The organism is Marinobacter sp. CP1, assembly GCF_001266795.1.
GTDB classification, from domain to species: Bacteria; Pseudomonadota; Gammaproteobacteria; order Pseudomonadales; family Oleiphilaceae; genus Marinobacter; species Marinobacter flavimaris.
The window spans coordinates 3,129,464-3,151,095 of record NZ_CP011929.1 but is presented as its reverse complement, the minus strand read 5'-3'; the positions used below and the strand labels follow the sequence as shown (position 1 = coordinate 3,151,095).

20 protein-coding genes are annotated in these 21,632 nt (G+C 59.0%); 3 read left to right on the top strand and 17 right to left on the bottom strand.

Annotation, left to right across the window (positions count from 1 at the left end; genetic code table 11):
* Nucleotides 1–115: 115 nt before the first annotated feature.
* From ACP86_RS14515 to mpl, 4 genes are all read right to left on the bottom strand, one after another.
* The gene (locus tag ACP86_RS14515) at nt 116–1,858 is read right to left on the bottom strand and encodes a protein adenylyltransferase SelO (protein ID WP_053114588.1); all 1,743 of its coding nucleotides are present in this window, start codon (nt 1,856–1,858) and stop codon (nt 116–118) included.
* An 82-nt stretch (nt 1,859–1,940) separates the two neighbouring features.
* On the bottom strand, nt 1,941–3,080 hold the full coding sequence (locus ACP86_RS14510) for an acyl-CoA dehydrogenase family protein (RefSeq protein WP_008176400.1): 1,140 nt from the start codon (nt 3,078–3,080) through the stop codon (nt 1,941–1,943).
* Between the two features lie 122 nt (nt 3,081–3,202).
* On the bottom strand, nt 3,203–3,850 hold the full coding sequence (locus tag ACP86_RS14505; protein ID WP_014576138.1) for a flavin prenyltransferase UbiX: 648 nt from the start codon (nt 3,848–3,850) through the stop codon (nt 3,203–3,205).
* 46 nt (nt 3,851–3,896) lie between these two features.
* Nucleotides 3,897–5,291, bottom strand: coding sequence for a UDP-N-acetylmuramate:L-alanyl-gamma-D-glutamyl-meso-diaminopimelate ligase (mpl, locus tag ACP86_RS14500; RefSeq protein ID WP_053114587.1), 1,395 nt, complete (start codon nt 5,289–5,291; stop codon nt 3,897–3,899).
* A gap of 155 nt (nt 5,292–5,446) precedes the next feature.
* On the opposite strand from mpl, the gene ACP86_RS14495 reads away from it, so the two are divergent.
* Nucleotides 5,447–6,709 (top strand): 6-phosphofructokinase, encoded by a 1,263-nt coding sequence (locus tag ACP86_RS14495; RefSeq protein WP_053114586.1) that lies wholly within the window; start codon nt 5,447–5,449, stop codon nt 6,707–6,709.
* 89 nt (nt 6,710–6,798) lie between these two features.
* Here ACP86_RS14495 and ACP86_RS14490 read toward each other — a convergent pair whose 3' ends face one another.
* Together ACP86_RS14490 and ACP86_RS14485 are read right to left on the bottom strand one after the other, a co-directional pair.
* Nucleotides 6,799–7,053, bottom strand: a complete 255-nt coding sequence (locus tag ACP86_RS14490) for a GrxA family glutaredoxin (RefSeq protein WP_008176407.1) — start codon at nt 7,051–7,053, stop codon at nt 6,799–6,801.
* 120 nt (nt 7,054–7,173) lie between these two features.
* Entirely contained in the window at nt 7,174–9,300 is a 2,127-nt protein-coding gene (locus tag ACP86_RS14485) for a methyl-accepting chemotaxis protein (RefSeq protein ID WP_053114585.1), read from the bottom strand.
* Between the two features lie 60 nt (nt 9,301–9,360).
* Here ACP86_RS14485 and ACP86_RS14480 point away from each other — a divergent pair, with 60 nt between their 5' ends.
* Nucleotides 9,361–9,804, top strand: coding sequence for a YqaA family protein (locus ACP86_RS14480; protein ID WP_041644973.1), 444 nt, complete (start codon nt 9,361–9,363; stop codon nt 9,802–9,804).
* On the opposite strand, the gene ACP86_RS14475 is transcribed toward ACP86_RS14480, so the two are convergent.
* A complete protein-coding gene (locus ACP86_RS14475) occupies nt 9,744–11,189 on the bottom strand; it encodes an ABC1 kinase family protein (RefSeq protein WP_053114584.1) in 1,446 nt (481 codons plus the stop codon). The genes ACP86_RS14480 and ACP86_RS14475 overlap by 61 nt on opposite strands.
* Nucleotides 11,190–11,441: 252 nt before the next feature.
* Between ACP86_RS14475 and ACP86_RS14470 the strand changes: the two genes are divergently transcribed.
* Nucleotides 11,442–12,533, top strand: a complete 1,092-nt coding sequence (locus ACP86_RS14470) for a GGDEF domain-containing protein (RefSeq protein WP_053114583.1) — start codon at nt 11,442–11,444, stop codon at nt 12,531–12,533.
* 1 nt (nt 12,534) lies between these two features.
* On the opposite strand, the gene lipB is transcribed toward ACP86_RS14470, so the two are convergent.
* From lipB to ACP86_RS14420, 10 genes are all read right to left on the bottom strand, one after another.
* Entirely contained in the window at nt 12,535–13,173 is a 639-nt protein-coding gene (gene lipB, locus ACP86_RS14465) for a lipoyl(octanoyl) transferase LipB (protein WP_053114582.1), read from the bottom strand.
* 5 nt (nt 13,174–13,178) lie between these two features.
* Nucleotides 13,179–13,448 carry a YbeD family protein gene (locus ACP86_RS14460; RefSeq protein ID WP_008176421.1) on the bottom strand — a complete coding sequence of 90 codons (270 nt, stop codon included), beginning with the start codon at nt 13,446–13,448 and terminating at the stop codon, nt 13,179–13,181.
* 30 nt (nt 13,449–13,478) lie between these two features.
* Nucleotides 13,479–14,645, bottom strand: a complete 1,167-nt coding sequence (locus tag ACP86_RS14455; protein WP_053114581.1) for a D-alanyl-D-alanine carboxypeptidase family protein — start codon at nt 14,643–14,645, stop codon at nt 13,479–13,481.
* A gap of 56 nt (nt 14,646–14,701) precedes the next feature.
* The gene (locus ACP86_RS23500; protein WP_053114580.1) at nt 14,702–15,595 is read right to left on the bottom strand and encodes a septal ring lytic transglycosylase RlpA family protein; all 894 of its coding nucleotides are present in this window, start codon (nt 15,593–15,595) and stop codon (nt 14,702–14,704) included.
* Between the two features lie 123 nt (nt 15,596–15,718).
* A complete protein-coding gene (gene rodA, locus ACP86_RS14445; RefSeq protein WP_008176427.1) occupies nt 15,719–16,861 on the bottom strand; it encodes a rod shape-determining protein RodA in 1,143 nt (380 codons plus the stop codon).
* The gene (gene mrdA, locus ACP86_RS14440) at nt 16,861–18,750 is read right to left on the bottom strand and encodes a penicillin-binding protein 2 (protein WP_053114579.1); all 1,890 of its coding nucleotides are present in this window, start codon (nt 18,748–18,750) and stop codon (nt 16,861–16,863) included. The genes rodA and mrdA overlap by 1 nt, the downstream gene beginning before the upstream one ends.
* A gap of 9 nt (nt 18,751–18,759) precedes the next feature.
* Complete coding sequence (gene rlmH, locus ACP86_RS14435; protein ID WP_008176432.1) at nt 18,760–19,230, bottom strand: 23S rRNA (pseudouridine(1915)-N(3))-methyltransferase RlmH; 471 nt, start codon at nt 19,228–19,230, stop codon at nt 18,760–18,762.
* Between the two features lie 2 nt (nt 19,231–19,232).
* Entirely contained in the window at nt 19,233–19,583 is a 351-nt protein-coding gene (gene rsfS, locus ACP86_RS14430) for a ribosome silencing factor (protein WP_008176434.1), read from the bottom strand.
* Nucleotides 19,584–19,653: 70 nt separating this feature from the next.
* Complete coding sequence (gene nadD, locus ACP86_RS14425; protein ID WP_053114578.1) at nt 19,654–20,304, bottom strand: nicotinate-nucleotide adenylyltransferase; 651 nt, start codon at nt 20,302–20,304, stop codon at nt 19,654–19,656.
* Nucleotides 20,305–20,309: 5 nt separating this feature from the next.
* A complete protein-coding gene (locus ACP86_RS14420) occupies nt 20,310–21,566 on the bottom strand; it encodes a glutamate-5-semialdehyde dehydrogenase (RefSeq protein ID WP_053114577.1) in 1,257 nt (418 codons plus the stop codon).
* Nucleotides 21,567–21,632 lie beyond the last annotated feature (66 nt).

The following is a 21,632-nucleotide window of genomic DNA, read 5'->3' as shown; positions in this document are numbered from 1 at the left end:
CGCGGCAACCGTTTATCCTTGTTAGAGGTTGTGCCGCTACTTTAGGGGATGTGGTGATCGGAGACCTTGATAGGTTTGGCAATTTGTAAAGTTTGGTAACCAGACGGGAAACTCTTCACGACGAACAGCTGTAATGGGAAAACCCGCCGAGATCGAACAGCTCGAAAGGCTTCAGACGGTTGTAGCGATGCTCAACCCCATCCGATTGCTCGTCATAGGGTTGATTCAATACTTTTTGCAGCTCCCTCAGTGGCAGATAATCACCGTCAGCAGCTTGCTGATAGGCCGGAACCACGAACCACTCGCGCATGGTGTATTTCGGGTTCACGAGTTTCATGTCCCGGGAGAGCTCCTCGCGGAGCCGGGAACCGTTGCCCGCTCCGTCGATTCCAATCTGGCATTTCCACTTGGCAAGCCATTCGGACCACCGCTTGAGAAGCCCTTCCGAATCAGTTCCACCTGCTTCATCCAGTGACCTGTAAAAGCTCTGCTTTAGTGGCTCAATATCGTCGGGTACCGAGGACAGCTCACGAAAGAAAATGGTGTAATCCACCGGGGTACGGGTCATCAGCATCATCAGCTCCCGGAAAAGTTCGGCGTCAAAACCTTTCAGCCCCAGTTTCGCTGACCACATCCGTTCCATTTCCGCCTGCATCACCTCCGGAAAACCCTTCTGAATCTCGTCGAGCTGAGCCAGTTCGTCTTCATGTCCATTGAGCAGTGGACGGAGGGCCGAGCAAAAACTCTTGAAGTTCTGCTCGGCGGCCGCCGGTTGATTCAGGAAGGCAAAGTGTTGTCCGCCACCGGTCCACGGTTGATAAAACGGCTCAAACACTTCGCAGAAGCCGAAAGGCCCGTAGTCCAGTGTGAAGCCGCCAGCGGCGCAGTTGTCGCTGTTGAAATTGCCCTGGCAATAGCCGACTCGGATCCAGTTTGCGACCAGCGAGGCAAGGCGGCCGCGGAACGCCTGTGCAAGCATGACAACTTTCGTGGGAGTTGCGACCGTCTGGTCAATGACCCCGCTGTACTCCCGATCAATCAGGTGCAGCACCAGCTGTTCGAGCTCTTCGATCGCTCGAGGGTGCTCCTGTTTTCTGGCCCTGCGACCAAAGAGTTCAAGCTGGCCAACCCGGATGAAGGAAGGCGCAACGCGGGTGGAAATGGCAACCGGCTCCGAAACGAGCTGGTCGGGATCCCGGGAATGTGAGCCCTCGGAGTACCAGGGACGTCGCACCCGCTCCGTTTTCGAGACATAGAGGCTCAGTGATCGCGAGGTTGGCACACCCAGGGCGTACATGTGCTCTTGCGCCAGGAATTCACGAACGCTGGAACGCAGAACGGCGCGGCCATCGCCACCGCGACAATACGGGGTCTGCCCGCCACCCTTGAGCTGCATTTCCCAGCGCCGACCGTTGAAAACGGCTTCGAGTACCGAAATGGCACGACCGTCTCCGTAGCCGTTGCCGGTCTGAAACGGGCACTGTTGGGTGTATTCGTTGCCGTAGATGGAAAGCGCGTAGCCAGAGGCCCAGCCCAGTTTTCGCATCGGCTCCGGTACAAGCGAGAGGTCGCCGGAGAACATCCGGATAAAGTCGTCGGACTGGGCCAGGCTGTCGGCAAAGCCCAGTTCGCGGAACAAATCCTCACTGTGGGCAACGTATTCAGGGGTTTCGATGGCCGTGGGCCTGACCGGCACATAATGCCCCGAAAAGACCTGCCTTGGCCGATGGTCAACACCATCAGACGTGGCGTCAGGATCAGGGGTAAGATGATCCATCAGCGAATAATCGGCCATCGGTGCAAGTTCTTCGAGGTTGGTCACCTCGAAAACGGTTTCTCGCGACAACGGCTGTTTCATCTGTGCCTCTCCTGATCAAAGGAAACGGGCAGTGCCAGCACTGCCCTCACTTGCCCTTATGACCAGCCCCCGTGGCGAGGGTTCAGAATGAACGGGCAACGATTTCCTTCATGATTTCATTGGTGCCGGCGTAGATCCGCTGCACCCTTGAGTCCGCCCAGGCCCGTGCGATCGGGTATTCCCACATGTAGCCGTAGCCGCCGTGAAGTTGAACACACTCATCCATCACTTTGCACTGCAGGTCTGTGGTGAGCTGCTTCAGCATCGCCGCGGTGGGGATGTCGAGCTTCTTGTCCAGATGCAGCTCCAGGCACCGATCGGTGAACACCCGGGCAGCGGTAATTTCCGCCTTCATTTCCGCCATCTTGAAGCGGGTATTCTGAAACGCAATCACCGGCTTTCCGAAGGCGTTGCGCTCCTTGACGTAATCCAGGGTCCACTGCCAGGCGGCTTCGGCTGCGGCAACAGCACCCAGGGCCACCTGAAGGCGCTCGGCTGCCAGCTCCTGCATCAGCTGGAAAAAGCCCTGGCCTTCGCCCGGGCCGATCAGATTCTTCTCAGGTACTTTCACATCCTGGAAGAACAGCTCTGAGGTGTCCTGGGCCTTCATGCCCACCTTGTTCAGGTTCTGGCCTTTCTCGAAACCTTCCCACGCGGTTTCCACCATGAACAGGCTGATGCCTTTGGCGCCTTCCTTAGGATCGGTCTTGGCAACAACAATAACCACGTCAGCAAGCTGGCCGTTAGTGATGAAGGTCTTGGAACCGTTCAGCACGTAATGATCGCCGTTTTTCACCGCCGTCGTTTTCACGCCCTGCAGGTCCGAGCCGGCACCCGGCTCCGTCATGGCAATGGCGCCAATCATTTCGCCGCTGGCCAGTTTGGGCAGATAATGATTTTTCAGCTCGTCGGAGCCGTAGTTGAGCACGTAAGGTGCAACAATGTCAGAGTGCAGGCCCCAGCCTATGCCCGTCAAGCCGGCCCTGGCTACCTCTTCGATCAACACCGCGCTATACCGGAAATCCGCGCCAACACCGCCAAACTCTTCCGGCAGGCATGGGCAAAGGAAGCCCAGCTCACCAGCTTTCTGCCAGAGCTCGCGGCTAACCTGGCCGTCTTTCTCCCACTGATCATGGTAAGGCGTTGCCTCCTGCTCCAGGAACTTGCGGACAGAATCGCGAAAGCCTTCAAGGTCGGCGTCGAAGAGAGTGCGTGGAATCATGGTGAACCTCGGTGAATAACCTGTGTTGTGATTGTCGTTCACCAAGTCTCTGCCCGGAGCCCGGTTTGCTCAATGATGAAAAGCATCAATCGGGCTGGCCAAAACCATCGCTTAGAGCAGCCTCAGCCCTTGCGCTTGTCCTCGGCCCGGGCTTCGCCCCATCGGGGCATCAGGTCCTGGGGCAGGTTCAGATGATCAAGGATTCGGGCAACAATAAAATCCACCAGATCCTCGAGCGACTGGGGCTTGTGATAGAAGCCGGGGCTCGCCGGCATGATGACGGCACCCATGCGGGTCAGTTTCAGCATATTCTCCAGATGCACCTCGGAGAAAGGTGCCTCCCTGGGAACCAGAATGAGCGTGCGACGCTCTTTCAGCGCAACATCTCCGGCCCGCTCAATCAGGTTGTTACTGGCACCGGTAGCCAGGGCCGAGAGCGTTCCGGTACTACAGGGGCAGACCACCAGTGGCGCTTTCTCCCCGGAGCCGGAAGCCGGCGGTGCAAACCAGTCTTCCCGACCAAACACCAGAACCTGCCCCGGTTCAGCGCCCGAGTAGGCAGACAATGTTTCCTGCATCGCCGGCGGCGTTCCCGGCAGTTTCAGATCGGTTTCCGTGGCGATCACCACCTGCGCAGCCCGGCTGACCATCACATTCACCCGGCAGCCTGCTGAGACCAGGCACTGCAACAGGCGCAGGCCATACTGGGCACCGGACGCGCCAGTGAAGGCCAGGTTAACGGTCGTTGGCCGGTTATGGTCGTTGGTCATGAATATCGCCACTTGTCAGTCAGGGGGAGTCGCCGGTTGCGCCGGATCAGCCACGGATACGCTCAAGCTCGGCAATAAGTTTACCGTGAATACCACCAAAGCCGCCGTTGCTCATGATCACAATGTGGCAGGGGCTGGGAAGATCTTCCAGGGTGCGCGCCAGCAAATCTTCCACTGTAGCCTCCACCCGGTGTCGATCGGAACCGGCATTCAGCGCCTGCCAACCGGCAATCAGTTCGGGCAGCCACTCCATGTCATTCAGGTTCGCCCACAGAACCCGGTCCGCGATTTCCGCGCTGGGCAGCAGTGTCTGCTGGTGGACGCCCTGCTTCATGGTGTTCGAGCGCGGCTCAATCAATGCCAGGATAGGCTCATCACCCACCTGGTTGCGCAAGCCCTCAAGTGTGGTGGCAATGGCCGTGGGGTGGTGGGCAAAGTCGTCGTATACGCGCACCCCGTCTATGTCCGCCAGCAACTCCATCCGCCGTTTGACGCCGGAGAACCGGCACAGGGCGGCCACCGCATGGTCTGGGGTGACGCCCACGTGGCGGGCGGCAGCAATGGCAGCAAGAGCATTGCGGACGTTATGAAGACCGGTCTGATCCCACTTCAGCGTTGCCACCGGCTGTTCGTGGTGAATCACAAGAAACCGGCTGCCATCCTCCGATAGCAGCTCGGCCCGCCAGTCCGACATGCGCGGGGTCTCGCTGCCAATGGCGGTGTCCTGGACCGGGCTCCAACAGCCCAGTGCCAGGGCATTGTCCAGGTGGCCATCCACCGCGGGACGGATAATCAGGCCCTGGGAAGGGACGGTCCGGATCAAATGATGAAACTGCCGCTCGATGGCCTCGACGTTTTCAAAGATATCGGCGTGATCAAATTCCAGATTATTCAGGATCAGGGTATGGGGGCGGTAATGGACGAACTTGGAGCGCTTGTCGAAAAAGGCGCTGTCGTACTCGTCTGCTTCGATTACAAAAAAGTCGCTGTTGCCCAGACGCGCCGACACGGGAAAGTCCCGGGGAACACCGCCAACCAGGTATCCCGGTTCAAACCCGGCCTGATCCAGGATCCAGAGCAGCATGGACGTGGTTGTGGTCTTGCCGTGGGTACCGGCTACCGCCATGACCCAACGGTGCCTGAGCACCTCGCGGCTCAGCCACTCGGGCCCGGACATGTAGTCGATATTGCGGTTGAGCACCGCTTCGACTTCCGGATTGCCGCGGGACATGGCGTTACCGATGAGCACCAGGTCCGGTTTCGGCTCCAGGTGATCCGGGCTATACCCTTCCATCAGACTGATACCCTGAGCCTCCAGCTGGGTGCTCATGGGTGGATAAACACCCTGATCGGAGCCTGTCACCGTATGGCCGAGCTCCCGGGCCAGAACGGCCAGGCTGCCCATGAAAGTGCCACAGATTCCGAGGATATGAATGTGCATTCGGCAACTGCCCTCTGAGTTGAAACCCGACAAGCCTCCCGTATCCGCCCCACCCCGTCAAGAGCCACGCTATCCGCAATCCTGCCCATGAAAATTGCCGTCGATTGGCGTATCATCTGCGCCATTGTCGAACCAGCAGGAGGCTCCAGCCCGAGATGGCCATCAAGAATGCATTCTACGCTCAGTCCGGCGGTGTCACCGCCGTCATCAATGCCAGTGCCTGTGGCGTCATCCAGACCGCCCGCAAGCATCCGGACAAAATCGGCAAGGTGTTTGCCGGACGCAACGGCATTATCGGGGCGCTGAAGGAAGAACTGATTGATACCAGCCTCGAGAGCGACGATGCCATCCAGGCGCTGATTCATACCCCGGGCGGCGCCTTCGGCTCCTGCCGTCACAAGCTCAAGAACATTTCCGAGAACCGGCGCGAGTACGAACGCCTTATCGAGGTGTTCCGGGCCCACGACATTGGCTACTTCTTCTACAACGGCGGTGGGGATTCACAGGACACCGCCTACAAGGTTTCCCAGATCGCCGACAAGATGGGCTACCCAATTACCTGCATCGGCGTGCCCAAGACCGTGGACAACGATCTGCCGTTCACCGACTGCTGCCCGGGCTTCGGGTCGGTTGCCAAATACATTGCCACGTCCACCCTGGAAGCCAGCCTGGACATCAAGTCCATGTGCGAAACGTCCACCAAGGTGTTCATCCTGGAAGTAATGGGTCGCCACGCCGGCTGGATTGCCGCATCCGGCGGCCTGGCAGGACAGGGCGAGGGCGAACCGCCCCACGTCATCCTGTTCCCGGAAATCCCTTTTAATCGCGACGCGTTCCTTGAGCGCGTGGATCATTGCGTGAAAGAGTATGGCTACTGTGTAGTCGTGGCCTCCGAAGGTGCCCAGTACGAAGATGGTCGCTTCCTGGCGGACGCCGGAGCCAAGGACGCGTTTGGCCACACCCAGCTGGGCGGTGTTGCTCCGGCCCTGGCCAATATGGTCAAGCAGGCCCTGGGCCACAAATACCACTGGGCCGTTGCCGACTACCTCCAGCGCAGTGCCCGCCACATTGCCTCCGCCACCGACGTGGAGCAGGCCTATGCGGTTGGCAAGGCCGCCGTGGAAATGGCACTTGAGGGAAAGCAGGCTCTGATGCCCACGATCGTCCGCGAACAGGGCAAACCTTACGTCTGGAAGATCGGTGAGGCCCCGCTGAGCGAAGTGGCAAACCAGGAGAAAAAGATGCCGATCCACTTCATCACCGACGATGGCTTTGGTATCACCCAGGACTGCCGGGACTACCTGGAACCTCTGATTGCCGGTGAGAGTTTCCCGCCATTCGATAACGGCCTGCCGCGTGTTGCCAAACTCCAGAACACGCTGACCGAGAAGAAACTGAAGACCGAGTTCCAGCTGTAACCGAACGAACAGCGTACCGGAAAGCAAAAAAAGCCTGACAGAGTAGCTCTGTCAGGCTTTTTCATTGTTCAGACACTAAACGCAGATGGTTAGCGGGCCAGCTCCGATTGCTGGTCGCGCATGTAGGCGTAGAACTGATCAAACCCACCCACGTATTGGTTGCCCACCAGGATCTGCGGCACGGTATAAACCGGCCGGCCAATCTTGTCCGCGATATCCTGCTTGCTCATGCCCTTCTCGATCATATCGACCCAGACGTAGGGAATGTTCCTGGCCTCACACAGGCGCTTTGCCTGAACGCAGAAACCACAACTCGAGCGGCCATAAATCGTGACCTGCTCCATAAACACCTCCCTAAAGTCTCTGGCTGTATGTTTCGGGACTGAAATCCTATGGCTGAATGATGGCACGGCGCACGCTAATTTAAAATTGATGCTTTGAATCGCCACCATAGTAGCCGCCCATCATGTCCTCAGGCGACCGAGCTCCCGCTCCAGAACCTGCACTTCATTGTCCAGGGCCTGACCACTGCCTTTGACGCGACCAGCAAGTTCCCGGAGATCGTTGGCGGCGTCACCGATATGAGTGAGGTTGCGATTGATTTCCTCGCTCACCGAGCTTTGCTCTTCCGCTGCGGTCGCCACCTGGGTCACGTGTTCGACAATGGTTCCGATCCGCTCGACAACCGTGGCCAGGGAATGGGCCGCCTCCTGGGTGCCATCCACCGCCGAGGTGGCGCGATCAACACCGCTCTGGATCACCGAAACCGCCCCGTTCACATCCTGCTTGAGACCGTCGATCATGGTGCTGATTTCATCGGTGGATTCCCGCGTCCGGGAGGCAAGGGTTCGGACCTCATCGGCGACAACGGCAAAGCCGCGCCCCTGCTCACCGGCCCTTGCCGCCTCGATGGCGGCGTTAAGCGCCAGCAGGTTGGTCTGTTCTGCGACGCCACGGATGACATCCAGGATCCGGTTGATGTCCTCACTGCGATTGGCCACCTGGCCGATCGCAGTGCTGGCCTCGCCCATATCATTGGCCACCGCGCTCACGCCGTTGACTGCGGACGACAAGGTGTCCTGGGTAAAGCGGATGCCGTCCTGGGCCATCCGGGCGTTGTCCGCCGCCTCGCCGGCAAATCCCGCGACCTCACCGGCAGCGACAGACATTTCGTTCATGGCGGTCACCACGCTGTCGATGTCCTGATGTTGCCTGCCGGTCTGCTCATCAGTCTCAACCGCAATACTTCCGACATCCCTGGCCTGTTCGCGGACCTTGGCGTTTACATCCTTCAGGTCGTTGATCATCTCTCTCAGCCTCGCCAGGAAGGCATTGAATCCGCCAGCCAGCTCGATCAGCTCGGCGTGGGTGTCGATTTCCAGCTCACGGGTGAGGTCCCCCTCGGCACTGGCCAGGTTCTTCATGCGATCCCGGATCTCATCCAGCGGGCGGGTCACCGAGCGGACCAGGAGAACAAGGGCAACAACAGCGAGAACCACGACACCGATGCCTACCAGGGTCTGGCGGGTCGCGGTCGTGGCCACTTCGTCTGACAGCAGGCCCGTGATTTCGGAAACGCTGGCAAGCGCGGCATCTCTTGGCAGTTCAATCAACAACGACCACTCGGCATCGGGCAGGCTGATTTCGACGGGATAGGCCACGGCCAGGGTCTGGCCGTCATCGAAGGTCCCCTCACCCTGATGCAGTCCTGAGAAGGTATCGCCATGCTCCGGCAAAGCTTCCGGGAGGGGCCGACCAAGATGAGCCTCATAATGACTGGATGCCGCGATAAGACCCTGCTCGCTGATCAGCGTGACCCGGGACTTGCCGTCAAACAGTTCCTTGCTGACACCGGAAATGGTTCTTTGCAGTGTCGAGAGATTGATATCGACGCCCACCACGCCGGCGAATGCTCCGTCGTCCAGAATCGGCACCACCAGGCTGGTCATCAGCTCGGAATAGCCCTCACTGATTTCGTAATCATAGGGCTCCATGATGCAGGGTGCCCTGGTGTCCCGCGAGCACAGATACCACTCGGCTTCCCGAATCCCGAATTCGTTCAGGCTATCCAGATACTTCGTAGCCGGGTCCTCGGTGCGGCTAAAGTGAACCTTGCCCTCCGGATCCCGGTAGTAATAGATTTCCAGGGTACCCTCGTCACTGCTGTGCTCCTCAACACCACCGGTGAAATAGCGATCCTGCCCGTCATAGCCATCCGGCTCGAACTGGGCGTATATTGAACTCAGACTTTTCTGCTCCTCAAGCACGGCGCCAACAGTCTCCTGCAGGGCCGTCCTGCTGATTCGACCGGAACTGTCGGACTGAATATTGCGGGTAATGACATTGCGGACGACTTCCGGGGTCCGAAAGGCAGTTGCAAACTGACCACTGACTAGCTCGCCGAACTTGCCAGCGGTTGCGCTGAGCTGATCCATTACAATGCCCTGCACCGTATCCCGGGTCTCGACACTCAACCTCTTCTCCATGGCTCCGAGAGACAGCTGGGCAGTCACCACGATACTGATGCCCATTATCAGAAGCAGGGACACAACGAGGGCGTAGAGCTTGAAGCGGAGCGATAACTGTTTCATGGTGAAGGCGGACCTGCGGGGAGTTGGAGGTTCAATCTATTTTAGAGCACGGAGGGGCCGGTGGCCTACCTGACGCTATTTCTGACCGCGTTCGCCGCTGCCACGCTGCTGCCCGCTTACTCGGAAGTTCTGCTGGGCACGCTGATAACACAGGGTTACTCCTGGTGGTGGCTGTGGTTCTGGGCCACACTGGGTAACACGCTGGGCTCGGTCGTTAATGGAGTTATCGGCCGGCAGGTAGATCGCTTTAAACATAAACGCTGGTTTCCGATCAGCGAGATGCAATTGCACAAGGCGAGGAACCGCTTTAACCGATATGGCCAATGGTCTCTGCTGATGGGCTGGCTGCCTCTGGGCGGCGACGCGCTGACCCTGGTTGGCGGGATCATGCGCGTGCCGTGGCTCAATTTTGTGATACTGGTAGGAATTGGCAAGGGTGCCCGCTACGCCTTTGTGCTCTGGCTCGTCGCGGAGGCGTCCGGTGCATCGTCACCTTCACCGTAGAGGTATTTTCGAAGCAGCGGCTCGCCGTTAAATTCGGAATTCAGAACCGCAACGAAGGTGTAGACCCCGATCAGTTTACGGTTAAGGAACACGAACTCCTTCGGGGGCACCCGGAAATAGCGACTGATCGCCGACCGGGCCGCCTGACGCGCCACCCGGGACGGCAGTTCACTCTGTTTCCAACGATACTGGCCGTGGCTGTTCACTGCATAGTCCGGCCAGGAATCCTTGTCGCTGGAAAGCGGTTCAAGCACCGACATACAGACCTGGCCAAACTTCTCCAGTACCTCCTCCGGCCATTCGGTGCTCATGAAACGCAGCTTCACGCCACCATCGATTACCGCATCGAGATCGTTCTCGTAGGATGCCCTGATCATCTGGATGACCGGTTTGAGAAACTCGTCCGAGTAGGACTGCACGGCGCCGAAATCGAGGAGGACGATACGGTCGTACCCCGGGTCATCCCCTTTCTCCCCGGCAATCCGGATGCGGTAGTTGCCGAAGTTAGGATCGGTCTGTATTTCGCCCCAGATGAACAACTCCCGGAAAAACAGCTCCAGGGCGGCCTTGCCAAGGGCACTGCGACGTTCCAGCGGGAGGTCCCTCACCGACTGGGAACTGACCGAATGCCCGTGTTCGTAGGTTGAACAAATAACGTGCTCGGTTGAAAACTCCGGCAGGACCCTGGGCACAATGAACCTCGGATCCGATGCCAGCATGTTGCGGAATTTCTCGGTGGTCTTCGCCTCAAGGCGATAGTCCACCTCCCGATGCATCATCTGCCGGACTTCCTCCAGCCAGTCATTGAACTCGGGGCCAAAACTGACCAGCCTGGCCACTCGCAGCAACTGGGCGACAGCATTCAGGTCGCTGTCTACCGCGTCGGCAACGCCCGGGTATTGCACCTTCAGCACCAGCTCCAGGCCGTCACTGCGGCGCCAGGCCCGGTGGACCTGCCCCAGCGACGCAGCGCCAATAGGCTCGGGCTCTACATCCAGTTGCGCCAGACGCTCCGCGCCCAGCTCGTCTTTCAGCACACGCTCGATAGCCGGCCATTCCAGAGAAGTGGTCTGATCTTCCAGGGTGTGGAGCGCTTCGGTGACTTCCTCGGGCAAAAAATGCTCGCCGTACAGAGCCATAACCTGGCCAATCTTGACCACGCTGCCCTTTAACTTGCCCAGTTCATCCACCAGGAACCGGGCCTGGCTCGAAAGCATGGCGCGGTGACGTTTTTCCCGGTTTTCCCGAGTGCTGAACCAGTTGGTTGCCATGTGTGAAGCCATACGGGTACCGGCAAACAACCCGGCACGGGTCAGACTCAGCCTGCGCTCGAAACTGCCTGTCTTGATGCGGGAAACCGAATTTCCTGAACGTCTGGAAGACATAGTGACCTGTTCGGATCAGAGAATTTCACCACGTTTGGCGGCTTACACCATTATACGGATAGTCAGGGGAGCTGACCTAACCGAGTCGACCGGCCTGCCGCGGCCACGGGGCCAATGCGCCAGCCCCGTTGCCGGTTTACACCTGCACAACCGGATCGTTTACGTTTCGACACAGTTTCCGCCGGGAAACCGGTCTAGTATTTCTAGATACGTAAGGTCCAACAACGACTATCACAACAACAAGATCTGAAAATGCCGCAAACAGCAAGAAAAACGCCGGATACGGAGCTGTCGCAGTTCCGGGTCAAGGGCGAGATTCCTGTCCCGATCCTGATCAACTGGCTGACTGCTGTTGCCGTACCCCTGCTCTGTTTCTTTGCCTGGCGCTCCAGCCTGCAGAACGACCCGATCACGCCGCCACTACTGGTTGGCTTCGCCGTTCTTCTTGCCGTCAACTCTGTGAGCTACCTGCTCTTCGGTAACAAGACCCTGCAGCGTCGCGGCTTCATAACCCTGATTACGGTGCTGTTCACCTACCTGGCTATCAACGCGGTAGAGGACGGTTCCGCCATTATCTGGTTGTTTGCCTACCCGCCCATCATTTTCTACATCAGCGAATCCCGGGTTGGGGTGCTCGCCTGCTGTGGCGGGTTCGCCGCCGTCATCTTCCTGTTCAGCCCACTGGGGGATTTCCTGTTCGATCCGCCGCACAGCACCAGTTTCAGAATCACCATGATAGCGGTGCTGGGTTTTGAAATGGTCACCTGTTACATCCTTGACCAGAGCCGTCGACGCAGCAAGCTGGGGTTGCTGAAGCTGGCCGCGGAATTCGAGTATGCCGCCAAGCACGATGCCCTGACCGGCCTGGCCAATCGCCGCGAAGCGCTTGAGCAACTGGACATCGAGTATCAGCGCTATCTTCGCAATGCCCGGCCCTTTTCGGTGCTGCTGATGGACATTGACCTGTTCAAGAGCGTTAACGACAACTATGGGCACCATGTGGGTGACGAATTGATCATTCTGGTGGCCAGGACCCTTCGGGAACAATGCCGCAAAGTTGATACGCTGGCCCGATGGGGCGGTGAGGAGTACCTGGTTCTGCTGCCCGAAACCAATACCGGGGAGGCGCTGGCATCCGCAAACCGGATCCGTGAAGCTTTTGCCGCCAGATCCGTAAGCACGGAGAAGGGCCCGATTCAGGCAACCATCAGTGTGGGGGTGGCGTCGATCCGTGGCTCGGAATCCATCGATCGCCTGCTGCAGCGGTCAGACGAAGCCCTGTATCGGGCGAAATCCGAGGGACGTAACCGCGCATGCGGTTACGAGAATGAAGCCGCGGCCTGAGCTACCAGCCCTCGCGGAAATCGACATCGTGGTGGGCCAGGCCACTGACCAGCTGCTGCGACAACCGCTGCTGCACGTCAGCCAGTGTCACACCGGGAACAAAGTCGCGAACCTGACACATGGCCATTCCGGCATAGCCGCAGGGGTTTATGCGCTGAAAAGGCTCCATGTCCATATCCACATTCAGCGCCAGGCCATGAAAGGAACAACCCCGGCGAACCCTCAGTCCGAGCGAGGCAATCTTGGCGTCGCCCACGTAAACGCCCGGGGCGTCCGGTCTCGGAGCGGCCTCAACGCCCAATTCTGCAAGCGTGCGGACGATGGCCTGTTCGATCTCGTCCACCAGAGAACGTACACCAAGTTTTTTGCGAGTCAGATTGATCATCAGGTAAATCACGAGCTGGCCGGGACCGTGGTAGGTCACCTGCCCGCCCCGATCCACCGGGATCACCGGGATGTCGCCCGGGGCAAGAATATGTTCGGCCTTCCCCGCCTGGCCCTGGGTATAAACCCGCGGATGCTGCAAACACCAGAGTTCATCCGCCACACTGTCATCGCGGTCGGCGGTGAAGGCCTTCATGGCCTCCCAGGTTTCCAGATAGGGCTGCGCACCCAGGGATCGGACAATCAGGTCAGGCATCGGGCTCAGAGCACCATGTGTACGCGGCCACTGGCCTTGAGATCCTCGAACAGGGCCTTCAGCTGCGCCTCACCCGTGGCCACAATCTTCAGTTGAACCGAGGAAAAACGGCCTTTGCTGCTGTCGTTAACGGTGATGTCGGTCTCGCTGATTCCGGGGGCATGCTGCTCCACAACCTCGACCACGAACTCGGTGAAATCCGGGGCCGCATTGCCAATCACCTTGATCACATAGTCGCAAGGAAACTCAATTTTTGGTGCTTTCGGCTCACTCATGCCGTTTTACTCCCCGGGATCAACATCACCTTACTGAAATAACTGAATGAAAAAGAGCTTGATGGCGTCCCAGATGCGTTTGAAAAAGCCACCTTCGGGAACCTCGGTCAGGGCCAACACCGGCTGATCAACCAGTACCTCGCCGTTATAGGAGACCTTCACCCGTCCCAGCTCGTCCCCAACTTTAATGGGTGCCTTAATCACAGAATCAAGGTCGACCGTCGATTCCAGATCGTTTCGTGAACCCCGTGGAATGGTCACGTAGACATCCTCAGTCATGCCAACGGAGAGCTGATCAGCCTGACCGCCCCAGACACGGGCTTCGATGAGCTCCTGGCCTGACCGGAACAGGCGTTCGCTCTCATAGTAGCGGAAGCCGTAGTTCAGCATTTTCTGGATTTCCTGGGCCCGTGCTTCTGAACTGTTGGTGCCCATAACCACGGCAATAAAACGGGTGTCGTTGCGTTTGGCAGAGGCAACAAGGCAATAACCCGCCTCCTCGGTATGGCCTGTTTTCAGGCCGTCGACGCTATCATCGCGCCAGAGCAGACTGTTCCGGTTCGGCTGGCGAATGTTGTTGTAGGTGAAATGTTTTTCAGCGTAGAGCGGATAGTTCTCCGGGTAATCGTTGATGATCGCGCGGGCCAGCATCGCCAGGTCATAGGCTGTTGAGAAATGCTCCGGCGAGGGCAGGCCGGTCGCGTTCACGAAATTGGTGTCTTTCATTCCCAGCAGTTGGGCCTGCTGGTTCATGATGTCAACGAAGGCTCCTTCACTGCCTGCAACGAATTCCGCCAGGGCAACAGACGCGTCGTTGCCCGACTGAATGATGACCCCCCTGAGCAGATCTTCGACCGAAACCTGGGTGCCTTCCCGAACGAAGGTGCGCGAACCTTCGGTCTTCCAGGCATTGACGCTGATGGGAACCATGTCGGACATGGCAATGCGGCCCTCATCAAGCTCACGCTCGACAATATAGGCCGTCATCATTTTGGTCAGACTGGCCGGAGGCAAACGCTCGTGGCTATTCTCCTCCATGATGATCCGTCCGCTCTTGGGATCCATCAACACGTAGGAGCTGCCGGCAATCTGCGGCGGCGACGGAATCAGCACCGACTGGGACATTGCCTTGCCTGTCAGGGCAAGCATCAGCACAAGGACAACGGAGAGAGTTCGAAAAGCAGAGTTTAAGGCCATGGGTCCATTCATTCGTCGTTAAGTGTATTTTTTTAAATATGTCGTGTTCGGCTTATTCAGTGCGTATCGGTCAGCAGGATGGACTGATCGAAACCACGGGCTTCCAGCAGGCTTTGGGTACGCCTGGCGCTGTCTTCGTCATTGAAGGGGCCCACCTGGACCCGATGGAAGCGCCCCGCGGAGGTATCCACTGCCCGAACGCGCATCGGATTCTCCAGCACCGCCCTCACCTGGCTGAGCAGTTTTTCAGCCGGATCCCGGCTGCTGAAGGACCCCAGCTGCACAAACAATGACCGGTTGGTCATGGCCATGTCGCCGCTTGCCTCCACCCGGCTTTCAGCGTATCCGGCCGGATCTCCCGGGGAATAAGGCTCGCCGGCAATGAACATGGCGCCATCCGGCCTGACGGTGATGGCAGCCACCTCTACACGGGCCGTGCCCCTGGCCTGGTACCCCAGCTTCTTGGCAGCGGCGTATGACAGGTCGATGATCCTGTCGCTGTGAAAGGGACCGCGGTCGTTGACACGGACAATCACCGAGCGACCGTTATCAAGGTTCGTTACACGTGCATAGCCGGGGATTCGCAGGGATTTGTGCGCGGCGGACATGGTGTACATGTTAAAGGTTTCGCCGTTGGAGGTCTTGTGGCCATGAAATTTCTCGCCGTACCAGCTCGCCGTACCCCGTGCGACATAACCGTCGTTGCTGTCGAGCACGTGGTATTGCTTGCCCCAGACCTGGTAGGGCGATTTGTTGCCCGCCCTCCTGGGGGCCTCGTAAACCGGAACCGCATCGTCAAGACCGGACACATCGAAGTTACCCGAAGGGGCCCTGTCAGTTGCCAGGGTATAGCGGGACGAATGGTCCGTTTCCGGGGCCGACGCGCAGCCGCTGAGTATCAGCGACACAACCACCGACAGCAGGAGGGAGAATGAGGGCTTGCAGTTCACTGTCCGGAATTCCTCTTGACTACACTGGCCACCGATATCAGGTTCCCGGTGGTCCAGCCTCCATTGTAACGGGTTCTCCGACGGAATCACCATTACCCTGTGGCCATGGTTTGATTGACCGAATCAGGCGCCAATCATTCGCCGATGGGTATGAATCGACATCAAAACACCAAAGGCTGCCATCAGGGTGACCCCCGATGTCCCACCGTAGCTGATCAGGGGCAATGGCACACCAACGATTGGCAAAAGTCCACTTACCATCCCGACATTTACGAAGATGTAGATGAAGAACGTCATGGTGAGCGCACCCGCGAGAAGGCGGCTGAATGAATCCTGGGCCGTCGCGGCAATATACAGACACCGCAATATGATCAGGAAATACACCGTCATCAGGATCAGCATGCCCACGAACCCGAACTCTTCAGCCAGCACTGCGACGATGAAGTCGGTATGGCTCTCTGGCAGAAACTCCAGGTGCGACTGGGTTCCCTGAAGCCAGCCCTTGCCATCCACGCCACCGGAACCGATGGCGGTCTTGGACTGGATGATGTTCCAGCCGGCGCCAAGGGGGTCACTCTGAGGGTCCAGAAGCGTCAATACACGCTGTTTCTGGTATTCCCTCATGACGAAGAACCACATCAGCGGGGCCGAAACGGACACCATGGCCACGAACGCCGTGATCAGTTTCCAGCTGATGCCCGCAAAAAACACCACGAAGATACCGGCCATGCCGACCAGCAGCGAGGTCCCCAGGTCCGGCTGCTGCATGATCATGACCATGGGCACCAGAACGATCGCCAGCCCGACGGTCACATGCCGGAATCTGGGCGGCAGGAAATGCCTGGACAGATACCAGGCCGCCATCATGGGAACCACCAGCTTCATCAATTCCGATGGCTGGAAACGCGGAAGTCCCGGAATAGCCAGCCATCGTTGCGCACCCTTGGCACCAACGCCCACCAGCAGAACCGCAATCAGGGCCACAATACCGGCGCCGTAGAGCCACGGCGCCCAACGGCGAAACACCGAGGGATCCAGCTGGGCAAATACCAGCATCACGACAAACGCCACGCCCAGCCGGATGCCCTGGGCCTTGACGACCTCAAGGTTCCGATCGGCACCGCTGTAGAGTACGAACAGCCCGCCGGAAACCAGCAGGAGTAACAGCAGCAACAGGATTGGATCCAGATGCAGCGCTGTCCAGATGCTCCGGTGCCGGCCAAGAGGGTTGCTTGCGGTTGAATCCAGTAACGCCTTGAACGCCATCAGTCAGCCACCTCGCCGACACCACTGACCAATGCGCTATCCCCCTGGCCATAATCCAGCAACCAGGAGTCAAACAGCGCCCGCGCGACCGGTGCCGCGGTGCCACTGCCGCTGCCGCCGTTCTCGACAATAACGGCGACGGCAATTTTCGGGTTATCTACCGGCGCAAAACCCACGAAAAGCGCATGATCCCGAAGCCGCTCGCGGATTTCTTCCTCATCGTATTCTTCATCCTCGGCCAGACTGAAGACCTGGGCAGTTCCTGTCTTGCCTGCCATCTTGTAGGGGGCACCACGGCCAGCACCCCGGGCAGTGCCCTTCGCTCCGTGCATGACTTCAACCATGGTTTCCACCACATACTCCCAGTCGTCCGGGTTCTTCAACTTGAGCGGCTCGTGGGTTTCGGCGGGTAGGAACTCCTCGACCGGGCGATCCCCCTTGATATCTTTCAGTAACCTCGGCTCGACCCACTCGCCTCGATTGGCGATTAGGGCGGTCGCTGTCGCCAGTTGCAACGGTGTTGCCAACATGAAGCCCTGGCCGATACCCAGGTTCACGGAATCTCCCGGATACCAGGGTTCATTGCGCACTGCCCTTTTCCAGTCTCTGGAAGGAAGCAAGCCGCTCAGGGCCCCGGAGACATCAAGCGTCGCGTCTTCCCCGAAGCCAAAATGAGACAGGTAGCTGTGCATGGTATCCACGCCCATTTCGACCGCCGCCTCGTAGAAGTAGACGTCACAGGATTCGGCCACAGCGTCCTTGAGATCAACCCAGCCGTGCCCCGTCCGCTTCCAGTCGCGCCAGACCCGGCCACCCTGATTCAGTCGGAAATGCCCCGGATCCCAGATGGTGTAATCCCGGGTGGTCGCGCCACTGTCGAGGGCGGCGACCGCAAGCATGGGCTTGAGGGTTGAGCCTGGCGGGTACTGACCGCGCAAGGCACGATTAAACAGGGGCTTGTCTTTGCTGTCGCTCAATTCCCGATAATCGTTGACGCTGATACCGGTGACGAATTTGTTGGCATCAAACCCCGGCACGCTGGCCAGCGCGAGAATGCCGCCGGTATCCGGTTCTATGGCAATGATGGCGCCCCGACGACCATCAAGAAGCTCGTGGGCACGCTGTTGCAGCCTGAGATCCAGATGCAGCTGCAGATCCTCCCCGGGAACCGGGTTCTCACGTTCCAGAACCCTGAGAGTCCGGCCACGGGCATTGGTTTCTACATGCTGGTAGCCGACCTGGCCGTGGAGGATTTCCTCGTAGAACCGCTCAATGCCCGACTTGCCGATGTAGTTGGTGCCTGCGTAGTTGACCGGATCGATCCTCTGCAACTCATCCCGATTGATACGCCCGACAAATCCCAGGGCATGGGCCGTCAGCTCACTGTTGGGGTAATACCGTACCAGCTCAGCCTTGACCTCGACGCCCGGTAGCTCGTGGCGATGCACGGCGAGGCGTGCCATCTCCTGCTCATTCAGGTCATAGCGAAGGGGGATTTCCTGGAAGGGTCGGCGGGGCTCCTGAAGCCGACGCTGAAACCGTTCGCGGTCTTCCTCAGAGATCTCCAGGATCGCGTCAAGCTGCGCCAGGGTATCGTCCATGCCCTGTACCCGCTCGGGCACAAGCGTCACACTGAAAACGGGGCGGTTCTCCGCCAGCAGGGTGTTATTGCGGTCGTATACCAGCCCCCGGGGAGGAGGCACGGACTGGACCTGGACGCGATTCTTGTCTGAGAGCGTGGTGTATATCTCATGTTCCACGACCTGAAGCTGGTACATCCGGGCAATCAGGCCACCGATAGCGAGCATGACAAGCACCAGCATGACCAGGCTCCGCCGCTGGAACAGCCGGCGTTCCGCTGCCGTATCCTTGAACTCACCCCATGGCATAACGTCCCCCTAGGCCCGGTGATACGGGTGATTGCGGGTGATCGACCAGGCCCGGTAGAGCTGCTCTGCCAGAACAATACGGACCAGGGGATGAGGCAGGGTCAGGGGCGACAGCGACCATTGCTGGTCGGCCCGTTTGCGGCAATCGTCGGCGAGGCCATCCGGGCCGCCCACCAGAAAGCTGACGTCCCGGCCATCCTGTTGCCAGTTCTCCAGCTGCGCCGCAAGCTTTTCGGTCGACCACGGCCGCCCACCAACCTCCAGCGCGATGACCCGGTCTTTCGCCCCGGTGGCCGCCAGAATGGCGTCACTTTCTCGCTGCATCAGCCTGGGGATATCGGGATTCTTGCCCCGATGGGCGACGGGGATTTCAACCAGTTCCACGGGTAGCTCCGGCGGCATGCGGCGGGCGTAATCTCCGAATCCGGTACTGACCCAGTCGGGCATTTTCTGCCCCACACAGATCAGGCGTAACCGCATGATTATTCGCTGCCCGCAACACCAAGATCCGGAGCATCACGCCAGAAGCGCTCCAGATCGTAAAATTCTCGTGTGGCAGGCATCATGACGTGAACAACCACATCGCCCAGATCCACGAGAATCCAGTCGCTGACGCCGGCACCTTCAACATTGCTCGCGCGCACGCCCTTCTCCTTCGCTTCGACCACGACGGAGTCTGCCAGGGATTTTACATGTCGGTTGGACGTTCCGGATGCCAGAACCATGAAGTCGGTGACACTGGTGCGGTCACGGACATCGATTACGCTGATGTCCTGTGCTTTCACATCTTCAAGCGCATTAATTACCAGATCTTTCAGTTGCTCTGCCTGCATAATCACCCTGTTGGACGGGCGTTTGCCGGTATGGCCGCCCGAAATGTCATATTCAGACGCGATTGTAGCACTAAAAGTTCCCGTCAGGGCATGCTCCATAGAGCCCCTGGCGGCGAATTTCTGTCCAGACCGAGTCAGGCACCAGATAGCGTGGCGAACGGCCGTCACCGATACGCTCCCGAATACCGGTCGCGGAAACATCCAGCAAGGGTGGATCCAGCTCGAGAACGCAGCCGCAGGGGCTGTCATGCAGGGCCTCCGGGCTTTCCACACCACGCTCTGCCAGTAATCGGGCCGGTTCGGAGGATGGGTCCAATGCCGGGCCCGGCCGACGGACCACAACCACATGCGCCAGACCCGGAATCTGCTGCCATTCCCGCCAGCGATCGAAGCCAGCAAATGCGTCCGTGCCAACCACCATCACCAGGGGTTCATCCGGGCCAAGCTCGGCCCGGAGTTGGCGAAGGGTATCGGCGGTGTAGGACGCTCCTTCCCGTGAGAGCTCACGGTCGTCAATCCGCAACTGGGGCTCACCGGCCACTGCCAGCCTCAACAACTCCAGGCGCTGACTGGAAGACGCCCCGGTTTGCCCCCGGTGCGGCGGAATATGACAGGGCACCAGGCTGACGTAATCCACGCCAAGACGATCGCTGATTTCCAGCGAAAGCCTGAGATGGCCATGATGCACCGGGTCGAAGGTCCCCCCATAAATGACATGCATGGGCATCAGGTCCGGATGTGCCCGTCACCGAAGACCACGTATTTCTGGGATGTGAGGCCTTCCAGCCCCACCGGTCCCCGGGCGTGGATCTTGTCAGTGGAGATGCCGATTTCGGCCCCCAGACCATACTCGAACCCATCGGCGAAGCGCGTGGAGGCATTGACCATCACCGAACTGGAATCCACCTCCGTGATGAAGCGCCGTGCCCGCGTGTAGTTCTCAGTAATGATGCTGTCGGTATGCTGGGAGCTGTAGCGGTTGATATGGGCAATGGCGCCTTCCAGGCCGTCAACCACACGCACTGCCAGGACCGGAGCCAGATATTCGGCTTCCCAGTCTGCCTCGGTAGCTTCTACCACGCCTTCGACGATGGCCCGTGTCCGCTCGCAGCCCCGCAATTCCACGCCTTTTTCAACAAAAGCCTGGGCCAGCAGAGGCAGGATATCCTCGGCGATTTCTGCATCCACCAATAGGGTTTCCATGGTGTTGCAGGTTCCGTACCGGTGGGTTTTGGCGTTGATCGCCACCTTCAGCGCCTTTTCCGGATCGGCATGGCTATCGATGTAGACATGGCAGACGCCATCAAGGTGTTTGATAACAGGCACCCGGGCATCGCGGCTGATGCGCTCGATCAGCCCCTTGCCGCCCCTGGGCACAATCACATCAACGTAGTCCGGCATGGTGATCAACTCTCCGACCGCAGCGCGGTCCGTTGTCTTGATCACCTGCACCGCATTCTCGGGCAGTCCCGCTTTCGCGAGCCCCACGGAAAGACAGCGGGCAATGGCCTGGTTGGAATGAATGGACTCTGAGCCGCCCCGGAGAATGGTCGCATTGCCCGACTTGAGGCACAGACTCGCAGCCTCGACCGTCACGTTGGGACGGGACTCGTAAATAATACCGATGACGCCCAGCGGAACACGCATCTTGCCCACCTGGATACCGGAGGGCCGGTAGTTCATGTCGGTGATGGCACCGATCGGGTCTGGCAGGGAGGCCACCTGGCGCAGGCCCTCAATCATGGTATCGATTCGCTGGGGTGTCAGCTCCAGCCGGTCAAGCATCGCCGCATCCAGGCCATTTTCCCGGCCCATCTGCAGATCCTTGCCATTGGCGAGGGCCAGCTCTTCCCGGGCTGCATCCAGGGCCTCGGCCGTCGCCAGGAGCGCCTGATTACGCACGGCGGTGGTCGAACGAGCCACTCCGGTTGCCGCTGCACGGGCCTGCTGCCCAACCTCAGCCATGTACGCTGCAATATCCATTCAAATACCTTTCTGTTTTCAAGCGGAATCAGGAATCAGGGCCTAACTTTACCTTTCCCGTTTCAA